10 protein-coding genes are annotated in these 13,048 nt (G+C 39.9%); 5 read left to right on the top strand and 5 right to left on the bottom strand.

The annotated features are described in order from the left end of the window. Positions 1-56 precede the first annotated feature (56 nt). Entirely contained in the window at positions 57-1,388 is a 1,332-nt protein-coding gene (gene xylA, locus E2K98_RS04765; protein ID WP_133333117.1) for a xylose isomerase, read from the bottom strand. A gap of 306 nt (positions 1,389-1,694) precedes the next feature. Here xylA and E2K98_RS04760 point away from each other — a divergent pair, with 306 nt between their 5' ends. Both E2K98_RS04760 and E2K98_RS04755 read left to right on the top strand, forming a co-directional pair. Further along, positions 1,695-2,855: an ROK family protein gene (locus E2K98_RS04760; RefSeq protein ID WP_133333116.1), complete on the top strand. Its 1,161-nt coding sequence runs from the start codon at positions 1,695-1,697 to the stop codon at positions 2,853-2,855. Between the two features lie 273 nt (positions 2,856-3,128). Then, positions 3,129-4,118: a glycoside hydrolase family 43 protein gene (locus E2K98_RS04755; protein ID WP_133333115.1), complete on the top strand. Its 990-nt coding sequence runs from the start codon at positions 3,129-3,131 to the stop codon at positions 4,116-4,118. A 358-nt stretch (positions 4,119-4,476) separates the two neighbouring features. Here the strand turns inward: E2K98_RS04755 and E2K98_RS04750 are convergent, their stop codons facing one another. Next, entirely contained in the window at positions 4,477-4,917 is a 441-nt protein-coding gene (locus E2K98_RS04750; RefSeq protein WP_133333114.1) for a CoxG family protein, read from the bottom strand. 469 nt (positions 4,918-5,386) lie between these two features. On the opposite strand from E2K98_RS04750, the gene E2K98_RS04745 reads away from it, so the two are divergent. Then, positions 5,387-6,343 (top strand): DMT family transporter, encoded by a 957-nt coding sequence (locus E2K98_RS04745; protein WP_133333113.1) that lies wholly within the window; start codon positions 5,387-5,389, stop codon positions 6,341-6,343. A 105-nt stretch (positions 6,344-6,448) separates the two neighbouring features. On the opposite strand, the gene E2K98_RS04740 is transcribed toward E2K98_RS04745, so the two are convergent. Both E2K98_RS04740 and E2K98_RS04735 read right to left on the bottom strand, forming a co-directional pair. Beyond that, positions 6,449-7,450: a glycoside hydrolase family 25 domain-containing protein gene (locus E2K98_RS04740; protein WP_133333112.1), complete on the bottom strand. Its 1,002-nt coding sequence runs from the start codon at positions 7,448-7,450 to the stop codon at positions 6,449-6,451. 36 nt (positions 7,451-7,486) lie between these two features. Beyond that, a complete protein-coding gene (locus tag E2K98_RS04735) occupies positions 7,487-8,608 on the bottom strand; it encodes a prolipoprotein diacylglyceryl transferase (RefSeq protein WP_133333111.1) in 1,122 nt (373 codons plus the stop codon). 406 nt (positions 8,609-9,014) lie between these two features. Between E2K98_RS04735 and E2K98_RS04730 the strand changes: the two genes are divergently transcribed. Continuing rightward, complete coding sequence (locus E2K98_RS04730; RefSeq protein ID WP_133333110.1) at positions 9,015-9,488, top strand: hypothetical protein; 474 nt, start codon at positions 9,015-9,017, stop codon at positions 9,486-9,488. 184 nt (positions 9,489-9,672) lie between these two features. Further along, on the top strand, positions 9,673-9,873 hold the full coding sequence (locus tag E2K98_RS04725; protein ID WP_028401851.1) for a cold-shock protein: 201 nt from the start codon (positions 9,673-9,675) through the stop codon (positions 9,871-9,873). Positions 9,874-10,729: 856 nt separating this feature from the next. On the opposite strand, the gene E2K98_RS04720 is transcribed toward E2K98_RS04725, so the two are convergent. After that, positions 10,730-12,202: a DHA2 family efflux MFS transporter permease subunit gene (locus E2K98_RS04720; protein WP_133333232.1), complete on the bottom strand. Its 1,473-nt coding sequence runs from the start codon at positions 12,200-12,202 to the stop codon at positions 10,730-10,732. Positions 12,203-13,048 lie beyond the last annotated feature (846 nt).

The raw sequence follows: 13,048 nt of genomic DNA, 5'->3' as shown, positions 1-13,048 counted from the left end.
CTTTTCTTCTATAAAAATGTGCTGGAGTAAACTACTGCCAGCACATTTTTAATCATTTATACAGTTACACTTGATAGAGTTTCAAGCAGGTATTGGTTAATTAAAGCTTTTAGGCGCTCTGTTCTGCCTGATTGATTTTTGATTTCTGTTAATTGAAGGGCATAGGCTTCAAGCTCACGGAAGTTTGTTTTTCCTTCCACGATCTCTAAACCGATTCCTTTTGTATAACTGCTGTAACGCTCTTCAATAAAGCTGTCAAGGGCCTTATCTTCAATCAACTTGTTGGCTACTTTTAGACCGATCGCATAGGCATCCATCCCCGCAATATGTGCGTGGAATAAATCTTCCGGCTCAAACGAACCTCTTCTGACTTTTGCATCAAAGTTCATGCCGCCGCTGCCTAAGCCGCCATTTTTTAAGATTTCATACATAGCTAATGTGTTCGTGTAAAGGTCTGTTGGGAACTCATCTGTATCCCAGCCAAGAAGCATATCACCTTGGTTTGCGTCAACAGATCCAAGCATACCGTTAATACGAGCAACACGCAGTTCGTGTTCAAAAGTATGCCCCGCAAGTGTAGCATGGTTTGCCTCGATATTGAACTTGAAATAGTCTGTTAAATCATATTTTTGCAAGAAGGCTAGACCAGTAGCCACATCGAAGTCATATTGGTGTTTGGTAGGCTCTTTTGGTTTTGGTTCGATTAAGAATGGAACATTTAAGCCAATTTCCTTCGCGTAGTCAACTGCCATATGGAAGAATCGTGCCAAGTTGTCCTGCTCCAGCTTCATATCCGTGTTTAAAAGCGTTTCATACCCTTCACGGCCGCCCCAGAATACATAGTTTTCAGCACCAAGCTCTTTTGCCACTTCAAGGGCTTTTTTCACTTTTGCTGCAGAATAAGCAAATACATCTGCATTACAAGAAGTTGCTGCACCATGTACATAACGCGGGTTGGAAAACATATTAGCCGTATTCCAAAGCAGTTTTGCTTTGCTTGTTTTCATGTATTCTTTAATCATCGAAACAATTACATCTTGATTTTCGTTTGTTTCCTTCAACGTGCTTCCTTCTGGAGCAATATCTACATCGTGGAAGGCAAAGTAGGGAACATTTAATTTTTCGAAAAATTCAAATGCCGCTTCAACACGTGCTTTTGCTAAATCTAATCCTTTTAGGTGGTCCCATGGACGGATTGCTGTACCTACACCAAACGGATCCGTACCATCGGCTGTAAATGTGTGCCAATATGCAACAGAAAAGCGAAGAATTTCTTCCATTGCTTTTCCATTCATTTTTTCTTCCGGATTATAATACTTAAATGATAAAGGATTCTTGGATGTTGCTCCTTCAAATTGGATTTTGTTAACGGTTTCGAAATAAGCCATGCGGTTATTCCTCCTAGTAAATTTATGGTTTCAGATTAATAATGTAAAGGCTCTCAAAGGTTTCTTTATTTAATCTTTAAACCTTTATTTAATCGAATTATAGCACCCTAATCTTAGTTTGTCTATCGGACAAACTAAGATTTTTAAAAATTTTCCTCTTTTACCTTTCATCCCTTATTTATTTGGGAATAATTTATAAATATGAATAACTTGAAATCAGTATACCATCTGTATTAAAGTTTGTATATCCAATAGACAAAGTTTGTGCTATGCTAATATTACTACCAACTAAGGAGTTTTTTATAAGTGGAAACCATTACATGGAATCAACAGGTTGTCAAAAAAAATAATAAAGCACTCGTTTTACAATTAATTATGGAAAAGGAGCCCATTTCACGGGCAGACATTGCCCAAATATCAGGACTAAATAAGACTACCGTTTCCTCTTTAGTAAACGAATTATTAGAGGAAGAACTTATTTATGAATCCGGTGCAGGCGAATCAAGCGGCGGCCGGCGGCCAGTTATCCTGCATTTCAACAAAGTAGCCGGATATGCGATTGGGATCGATATCGGAGTAAACTATGTATTAAGTGTTCTCACCGACCTAAAAGGCAATATTCTCATTGAAAGAAATCAGTTTGTTAACCGGACTCCCTACCCTTCCATTATGAGCATCGTTCAAAATATGATTCAGGCCCTAATGGATGAAATGCCTGGCAGCAGATATGGAATTGTTGGGATTGGAGTCGGTGTACCTGGGATTGTACACAAAGAGGGTGTGATTCTTCTTGCCCCCAATTTAGGGTGGACAAATATCCAATTAAAGAACGACCTGGAGAAGCTTTACCAAGTCCCCGTCATCATTGAAAACGAGGCAAATGCAGGAGCCTTTGGCGAGCAGCAGTTCGGCGCCGGCCAAGACTTCCAAAACATTATCTATGTCAGCGCCGGAATCGGAATCGGTGTAGGGATTATTTTAAACAAAGAATTATATCAAGGGAAAAATGGCTTTTCTGGAGAAATGGGACATATGATTATTGATCATAACGGTAAGCCATGCAGCTGTGGCAGCAGAGGATGTTGGGAAACCTACGCTTCTGAACATGCGTTGTTGGAGATGGCTGACAATAAACCGGATTCTCTTGAGGCTTTGATAGATGAAGCAAAAGATGGGAAGGAAAATGCACAAAATCTCTTTAACCAAATAGGCATTTACCTAGGATATGGGATTAATAACATTATTAATACATTTAACCCTGATCAGATTATTATTGGAAACCGATTAGCATTGGCAAAAGAATGGATTGAACAACCGATACGGACGACGATTAAAAGTCATGCACTAGAATACAATCAAAATGAATTGCAAGTAGATTTCTCGAAACTTGAAAAGTATTCAGCTGCATTGGGTGTATCTGCTTTTGTAATCGAGAATTTTATTAAAGGGAAAGCAAAAATGGCATAAATTTCATTTTGACGCTAACGATCCTATATCCCTACTCTGCTTTTATTAAAATTGAGGCTCAGTGAAACTTAGTTGTTGATTTACGCTCCAGGCACAAGCGGTTCGTGGGCGGTCCGGGGAGCCTCCTCGTCGCGTCGTGCCTTCCGCTCCAATCAACATTGCTCTTTTACATAGCCAATTTTAAAAAAAGTTAGTTTACTGGATATACAAAGTCAATTCACTTTCGTTATACTAAATTTGTAAATATTCTATCATTATTATGGGAGAGATATTATGTGTAAAAACTCTAAACCGAATGAACCTTTAGTTACACATATTTTTACGGCAGATCCTTCTGCACATGTCTTTGAAGGAAAGCTTTATATTTACCCTTCTCATGATCTCGATCATGATGGCCCTTCGAATGATAATGGCGACCAATACGCGATGGAAGATTACCATGTTTTATCGATGGATAATCTAACCGCACCCTGTGTAGACCACGGCGAAGTGCTCCATTTAAAAGATGTTCCTTGGGCAAGTAAACAGCTTTGGGCACCCGATGCTGCATACAAAAATAATATGTATTATCTATTTTTCCCTGCAAGAGATAAAGATGGCATTTTCAGAATGGGTGTCGCGACAAGCCCTGATCCATCAGGACCCTTTTCACCAGAGGAAAATTACATACCAGGAAGCTTTAGTATTGACCCCGCTGTGTTAGTGGATGAGGATGAAAGAGCCTATGTTTATTTTGGGGGCCTTTGGGGTGGACAGCTGGAAAAGTGGGCAGAAGGATCCTTTAACCCAGAAGCCGAAGGGCCGGCACTAACGGAACCTGCCTTAGGACCAAGAGTAGCTGAATTAAGCGATGACATGCTGACGTTTAAAAGCACCCCCCTCGAAATCTCGATTGTAGATGAAAAAGGAAATGCGATTCTTGCAGGTGACGAGGACCGCAGATATTTCGAAGGTCCATGGGTTCATAAATACAATGGTCTTTACTATCTCTCCTATTCAACGGGGACAACTCATAAAATTGTTTATGCTGTAAGTGAAAATCCACAGGGCCCATTTTTGTTTAAAGGGACGATCCTTACACCAGTAATCGGCTGGACTACCCATCATTCGATTGTCCAGTTTAAGGATAAGTGGTATCTGTTTTATCATGATTGCTCGTTATCGGACGGCGTGAACCATAAGCGCTCTGTAAAATACACAGAACTAAAATATAACGAAGATGGAACGATTCAAACCATTCACCCCTATGGGGAAAATAAATAGATTGACGGCTGGCCTCATTCGTTGAGACCAGCTTTTTTAATCCCCCTGCCATTTTCACGAATGTTCAAGCAACCTTGCTTACCTCTATGTAATTTCAAATATAAAAAACTCTAATACTATTATTACTTATCTTGATAGGGTCTCCTTCCTTCGTCTGCTTGAAAAAGATCTTGAGTGGGGGTTGGCCTCGAGAATTCCCGTTCGCAAAAAGGAGGCCATCCATTTTTGGATAGCCCCCTTTCCGCTAATTATAAGATTTCTAGAAAAACTCTTTATCATTACAATGGTCACTTCAGAATGTTACCATCTTTACTTCAGAGAATAGCTCCAAAATGATTCGGCTTTCAATCTTTGCAAACTATGAGAATACTACAATTTTACGTGCTATTGATTCTGTTAAACGAGATGCTACTTTTGGAACAGCCCATTTAATAATAGGTGATAACACAGCACCCGATAATCCACCTGCTTGGACGTTCACCGTACAAGTCATGGTTGTTTTACCATTAACATCATCTGCAGTAAAGTGACCGCTTCCTGTAAATTTATCTGATAAACCTTTTATTTCAAACTTAATATTTGAAGGTTCATTCCATTCGGTAATATCTACCTGCGCTTGTATTGTTTTTTTAATACTTTTCACACTACCTTCAAATGTCCAAATAGATTGCTTGTCATTAATGATTTCATGTTCTTTATAGGCTGGTACTGACGTTGCCCACTTTTCAAGATCGCTGACATAATCCCAAACTGTATGTACATCTACTGGAATTTCTACTGTATGTGTTCCCGTTGCCATGATGATCCCCACTTTCACTACGTATGAATTGTGAATTTACATTTTTACCAATTTATTATTACATAAAAAGCATAAATTAACCACGGGGAAGGTTCTGCTAGCTTTTTTTGGTAGAAGAAATAAAGGAACTAATTGTCGATAAAACCCAAATTTGTGTTGATATGCTGCCAAAAGTGTTGATATCATCTAATTTTTTGTTGATATCCCGCTAAAAAGTGTTGATATCCGGCCAAAAAGTGTCGATATCTAGTGAAAAAGTGTCGATATCCTAAAAAACTGTTCATCATTCCATTGCTAGTCACCGAAACATAATCCCTTTCCACCCCTCTTCTCAACACAAGGCGGTTCTCATGGTCCAAAAATGCAACAGAACCCATGGTTTTATTTCGACAATCGAAAAAAACACCCCATAACTGGCTGCCATTGTTGTATAATGTTCGTTAAAGTGATAAAGGAAAGAAGTGGAATTATGCCCAAAGCACAGAAATATAAAATTTATTTGCTTTTAGTTTTTGTGATGGCTGCGTGGGGGTTTAATGTCATTGCAACAAAAATCCTTGTCACAACCTTTCCTACGTTGACCATAACATCCATAAGGGTTTTCACCGCAGCTATTAGTGTCTTTCTAATCCTATCTATTTTTAAAATGGTCCGACTGCCGAACAAAAAAGAGTTACGTTATATTCTTGCTGCCGGTTTTTTTAATGTCGTATGCCACCATTTCTTTTTATCGATGGGATTAGCGAAAACCACAGCCTCTAACGGCGGGCTTATTCTAGGACTAGGACCGCTGCTATCGACCATTGTTGCCTTTCTGTTTTTAAAAAGCAGGGTAACGGTTCCTAAGGTTGTGGGCATCATTTTAGGGTTTGCGGGTGTTGCCTTTATCGTAGCATCAGGAAACGGCGGCTTATCCCTAAGTGGAATCTCAAATGGAGATTTGTTCGTCTTTTTATCGATTTTTACTCAAGCGTATAGTTTTGTTCTGATAAAGAAAATCTCCGATACGCTGGATCCGCGCCTGATGACGGGCTATATGCTTTTATTTGGCAGCATTGTCTTATTTTTTATAAGTTTATTTGCGGAACCCGGTGGATTAAAGAAAATTCCGCACGGTTCTTTGGAGGTCTGGATGATTTTCCTCGCTTCCGCAGTCATTGCCACCGCGATTGGACACATGATTTACAACAGTGCGATTGGGAAAGTGGGTGTGACGGAATCGGCGATTTTTATCAATTTGAATCCCTTCTTCGCCTTAGTTGGTGCCGTACTGTTCCTTGGTGAAAAAATCTCCTCCCCGCAGATCCTTGGGTTTCTCTTTATCTTATTCGGGGTTTTATTTGGGTCGGGGGCACTGGAAGAATTCCTTCATCAGTCTAGACTGAAAAAGATACCTGCTCATCGAGGAAACGTTAAAAATCTATAATCCTATGACAATTAAGCTAACGCTTGAAGGCTGAAACCTTCAAGCGTCTTTTTGTTTGTAAATTACTTTTTAAACCTAAACTTACCTACTCCACATTGTATTTCGTTACGGAAGTTTCCAAGCTACATCATAGTCATTGGTACCACCAAAGTACTGCCAAATTTCTGCCTTTTCGTTTGTTCCAGGGAAATTGCCCCAATACGAGTTGCTTGTTGTCAAATCTGAAGGGATGTCACCAGGGTAATGAGCAAGCCAATATGCCCCCGGAGTGCTTGGTGAAAAGTCCCCCATCGTCAGTTTCCAGTTTCCTGTAGACGAATAGGTACCAGGTTTTACACCTTGTCCATATTGCTTTAGATAATTTACAAATGCGTTATAAATCGAACGATTATTTGCAAAGTCATTGTCCTTCATACCGGTTAAAGCTGATTCCACATCAATAAAAATCACAGGTCTAACTTTCGAACCATATACATTCTTCATAGCTTCATAGGTTTTTAGTGCTAATTTTGCCTGCTGCCTTCCCCATTCACTTGCAGAAGTTCTTGATGGCGCCTTTTGTATACCAGTTAAAAACCAATAGCCGTAAACATAGCTGGCCTTCTGTGCCCTTGCGCTGCTGAAATAAATTCCACTTCCCGCGCTTGCATCGAATGGTACTTTGCTGCCATACCCTAACTTTCCTAGATAAAGCTCTTCCCCTTTAGGATTCGCTGATGAAGCGGAATCGGATCCGAATACATATTTTGCAGCGGCCTCAGTTCCATTCGATTCTGCCAATGTTTTTTTGGCAAAGATTGCTGAGTTTGAAGCAGCATGCCTTTTTGCTGTTTCACTGGTATGTACACTTGCCTGCGATTTTACAATTTTGCTTTTTTTCTTATGCTGAACCTTAGCTTTTACTTTCGCTTTAGGCTTTGCAGAAGTTGCTTTTTTGCTGGCTGGCTGTTGGGCACTGTTTACTTGAACAGCTTTAACAGGTTCCATTTTTGTTTTATCAAGTCCAGCCGCTTCAGTAAAATGGCCTTCTGATATAAGTCCAAAAGACAATACTGTAGTGAATACGAAAGATTTTATAATTTTCATTGTGTTACGGTATTTTTTCATTCCAATTTTGCTCCTTTTTAATTTCGTTACATGCCGCTAAATAACGTTAAGAAAAAAAGGAGCTGCTTTTGGTGGTGGTGAAGGTGGAGCATTGATCCATTGATGATAGAACTTAGCATGGTGGGAAGTATAAATCTGGCCAAGGTTTACACCAAAATATTTATCCCAATCAAACCGATTTGCACTAAAGCTTATTGTGCCTGTCCCCGTGCTGAACAGCTCATTTGATTGCCCTCTAGAGGATTGCGTTCGTTGTGGAGGGTTATTCATGATCTCAATGTCCCCAAGATTCTTCCTATTAGGTGGAGTCTTATTTTCATCATCTATTAACGGTTTCTGCGCCAAGGTCAGAGAACTACTCGTCTTTATTGAAACTGAGGATTCTGTATCCTCTGTAATAGCTTCTGACTTAGGATTTAAATCTGTAGGCTGGCTGTTGGTTTCCGCCTCAGAATTTGTTTGATTTGAGGAGAGTGACTTAGGGACCTCCGGAAGCTTGCTTGTAACAGCATTTGGCTTTGTTCCTCCTGTTTGTCCTGTATCTTTCACCTCTACAGCCGGTTCTGCGGTTTGTCCTGTATTTTTTACTTTTGCGGCCGGTTCTGTCGTTTGTCCTGTATCTTTCACCTTCGCAGACGCTTTTGCTGTTCGTCCTGTATCTTTCACCTTTACAGCGGCTTCTGCTGCTTGTCCTGTATCTTTCACCTTTGCAGCCGCTTCTGCTGTTCGTCCTGTATCTTTCACCTTTACAGCATCTTCTGTTGCTTGTCCTGTATCTTTCACCTTTGCAGCCTGTTCTGCTGATTCACCAGCTTTTCTATTCTTTTCTAAAGAAGGCCCTGCCTTTTCAATACTCCTATTGGCCTTGTTTGGTGACCTTGGAACAGGTTTTATTGGTACGGTATGCTGGGTACTAGGATTCGACACTGGTTTTTGAACCACTTCACCTTTACTTTTATGTACGATTTCAGGTGTAACGGGAACAGCTTTTTCCGAAGTCACTGAATATTCCATTTTCTTTAAAGCGCGAGTATGTACGGTAGAATTTTGAGGTCCCGATTGAACGGTGGGTCCGTTTTTCTCGGCAAATGCAATATTGGGCAAGAAAACGGCCGCCCCTAAAAATATACCTACTAGTATAAAATTCCGGATTTGCATAATCTCACCTCCCCTCAAACTTTCTCGGACAGTATTCGACAATGTTTTTAAATTTTTGTCGGTTGTTCGTTCATTTAACAAAGAAAGCGTTCTTTTAACCTAAGCTGGATCTATAATGGATGAGTCGAAATTCCTTGAACAAAGGGACTTTTACTCATAGGTTATAACACTATTTGTTTTGCAAAATAAGAAATGGAGATTGAGAGCATAAACATGTGAATTTTTGATGTCAGAAAGAAAAAGACAGAGTCCGATGAGTAACAAATCGAACGAGATGAGGAAGAATTTGAAGTGTTGGATGAAGGTATAGAGCGTTAACCAAATATTGATGTTGTTCCTTTGGTATTTGAAGGAAATGACTGGTTAAACTAAAGGAGATAAAATACACAGAAAGGGGGAAAAGCTTTTGATACGGAAACTTTGGGTCTTTTTCCTCTTTGCCGTCCTTCTTTTCGCCGGTGGTCTTCACACTGACGGCCAACCGCCGCCGGACCCTGTCCAGGTGGGGATGAAAAAAGGATATTATGAAGGAATCCATTCAGGGCTTGAAGACCGCCATAATTTTAGGATCTCCCGTGCTTGGCAGCAAATGCCGCCCTCCCAGCTGCGCTTGGACAACAAGAAGGAGGTAGCTCAGTCCCTCATGAAAATAGGACTTCTCCGGGAGGTGTACCTCTCCTTTCCCTCTGGCGAAAAATTCGACGCCTACCTGCATTCCCATCCAGAAATGAATGCGGTACAGGCGGCCCAGCGGATACTTGGTCAAAAGTTTGTGACAGCGTACGAAAAAGGCTTCCAGAAAGGGTATGAGCAATCCCTCACTGCCTCACCCAAAAAGGCGGCAAACTACGCGGCCTTATTGAAGGCGGAAAAAAAATAAATACCATGGGGACGGACCGTCCCCATGGTCTTTCTTGCAAATACTTGTGAAAAATGTTAATCTATATAAGAATTATTTTTGTTCGGTGTAAAGGATTGTATGAGTAAAACTTTTCGTCTTGATGATCACTGAGAGCAAGGATAGTAATACAATGTGTGTGTTTACACACTAGGAGGCAACAAAAATGGAAAATGGTAAAGTAAAATGGTTTAACAGCGAAAAAGGCTTCGGATTCATCGAACGTGAAGGTGGAGAAGACGTATTCGTTCATTTCTCAGCTATTCAAGGCGAAGGTTTCAAATCTTTAGAAGAAGGTCAAGCTGTGACTTTCGATGTTGAGCAAGGTCAACGTGGAGCTCAAGCGGCTAACGTGCGTAAAGCTTAATAATAAACCTAAACTTAAGCAGGCTCTTTATAGAGTCTGTTTTTTATTTATCTTAAAAGCAAGAAACCCCACTCACGAATGAGCAGGGTACATGTAAACAGTAAATCAAATGGTAAACAAAGTGTATCACATAATCACCAATTATCCTAATTAACTTTGAATAAACATTTAAAAGCATTCGTAGAGAGTTGCCAAAAATTCATTTAATGTAACTGTCTAGATCCCGTCCATATCCATTTTTGTTCCATCAGATAAATACATATCTTTTACACAATAGGTTTGATTGCATCCAGGGACCTTATTGCAGTCAACGTAAGTGTATTTTATACCCGATGATTGCATGAACACCATTTTATCAGGGTTTAGCCATTGTTCGTTTAAAGCTTCATTAATTTGACTTCCGTTAATAACGGATTGCTTATCTAACCCCTCCCTGAAATAACCGATATGCCCGTGGCTGAAATGAAACAGTTTTCTGACCTGCGAAGTAAAGGCGATTCTACAATAAGTTTGCGGCGTGAATTATTAGAAATACATCAAAAAAATGTTCTGGAACAAATAAAAGATTTACAAAATAATCTTTTTAAGATTGAAGAAAAAATCAACCATTATAGGGAGTTGGAGGAAAGTAAAGGAAATAACAGGAATAAATCCGTTAATCTTTAAAGATGTTGAAACTTGTATGCGATTCTTCAAGATAATGCCTTAGAAGGTTATCGGCAATGAATCACTGCCGCATATACAACACGAAAAAAATGCTGTGTGGTAATTCACACAGCATTTTCTTTATATCCCATTATTAAGAATGCAACCGAAAACAAATCATTTAAACTCCTATTCAGCCAAATCAGAATTATCAATTCGGAGACGGCTGCTTCATATTTAATTCTTGAGATGACGCCCGTTTAAGTAAAAATGAAGCAATCCATGCGATGGCAACTAATCCGAATGCCAGTAAGAACGCACTTTTCATTCCAGCAATCATCGCTAAAATGGGTAAAGTTGAATCATCTTTCATCACCGTATTTTCCATAAAGTGACTAGAGCTATTGGTCATAACAGACACAAGCAATGCTGTTCCGACAGCACCCGCCACTTGCTGAAGCGTGCTGATTATCGCTGTACCGTGCGGATATAACGCAGGGGGCAGCTCATTTAATGCGTTAGTCATAACCGGCATCATAACCATCGAAATACCTAACATTAATAATGTATTGAAAATCATAATGGTGCTGTAGGAAGTTGATAATGTAATAAAAGCAAATTGCCATAAGGTAATCGCAATTAATCCTAAACCAACTAACGCAAGCACTTTCGCGCCGAATTTATCAAATAATCGGCCTGTGATTGGCGACATTATCCCCATAACAATTCCGCCTGGTAGCATGACTAAACCGGCCTTAAACGGACTGTACCCTAACGCATTCTGCAGAAAAATCGGCAGCAGCATCATCGCAGAAAACATTGCCATCATGATAATCATCATGATAAGCGTAGAAAGTCTAAAAATAGTGTATTTAAATGTTCTTAAATCGAGCAACGGGTGTGAAATGGTCAATTGTCTCCAAGTAAACAGCACCAAGGCAATAACACCAATAGCAATCGGAATAAGGACTCCAAGGCTTGACCAGCCCTCAGTTCCGGAGCTGCTGAATCCGTATACAATGCCCCCGAATCCTAAGGTTGAAAGCAAAAGCGAAATCGGGTCAATCTTTGGATTCGTCGTTTCCGTTACATTTTTGAGCTTAAAAAAGGCAAAGAGGATGACAAAGAGCGCAATCGGCAGGACACCATAAAAGAGAACCCGCCAGCTGTAATGTTCGACAATGATTCCTGAAAGAGTGGGACCAATCGCAGGAGCAAATGTTATGACGATTCCAATCGTCCCCATTGCCGAACCCCTTTTTTCGATCGGTACAATAGAAAATACTACATTGGTTAGTAAGGGAAAGAGCAGCCCGGTACCCGAAGCTTGAAGCACCCTCCCTAATAAAAGCGTGGTAAACCCCGGTGCGATCGCCGCAATAAATGTTCCCACCGTAAACAAGCACATAGCCCCAAGAAATAAGGTTCTAGTGGTAAACCGTTGAATCAAATAAGCAGTAACTGGTATAAGCACTCCGATCATCAGCAGGTATCCCGTTGACAGCCACTGCGCAGTACTCGGTGTGATTCCAATATCATTCATAATTTTTGATAAAGCTACATTTAGCAGCGTTTCATTCAAAATAGCTACAAACACACCAAGAATCATGATAATGACCAATAATAAATTACTTAAGCTCCCAAATGTCCCTCCATTTTGAGAGGTTTCGTTCTGTGTAATCATATTCTTTCCCCTTTCGTTTCCATAAAGCCATGCATATGGATTTTCGATCAAATCCATATGCATGGCTTTATATTTCATTTTCGTGCCAATCCCTTGGTACCCATCCTGTACCATCGTTATGTCCATGTTCTTATTCTACCCAAAATACAGAACAAACATTCGGTATATTCTACCACATATTTTTTAAAAATAAAATGACCTATTTTAACTACTTAACCTCATTGTGTACTGCAACAAAGGTTAATGTGAAAAGGACCCACGGGGACGGTTCTGCTGGTTTACTGAGGCAACCTAAAGGCCCTTTAGTCAACAAATTCTACTACATGAAAAGAGTTTCTGTTTCCACCACAATAATAAATGTCCCTCTTCTGAAGAGGGACATTTATTATTTGCAACGAAATCAGTAGCCCCCAGAGATGCTTAGCTCTTCGCATAGACAATGCTTTGCCGGTTTAGTCAGCCGCACCGGTTCTCGTAAGATATTCGCTCATGACCACTTTAAAATTAAGAAGAGAGCGCCTAATCCGTATAAACCGACAAATTCTGATACAAATTTTTTCATTCAAACGTTTGATTAAAACCACCTCAAAGCCTTTTGAAAAACGAACATTGTCTAGTTTCCGAGGAAATATTTTGTCGATAATATTGTCTAGCTTTTCCCGATTTATCTCCCAAACTATCAAACTATGACTTTATCTCGAATAATTGTACCAGTTTCGACAAACTGGGCTTCTATACAAACGTTTGATTAGAAACTGAGTAAATCCTTCTATTGTATAGGTTTCTTAATAAAGAGATGCAAGAAAGTTGTCGGAAGTTTGGACAGTATTAGAGAATTTCCCCCTT

It is taken from the genome of Bacillus salipaludis (assembly GCF_004358205.1).
Note: the sequence above shows the minus strand (reverse complement) of the source record. Positions and strands in the feature narration are given on the sequence as shown.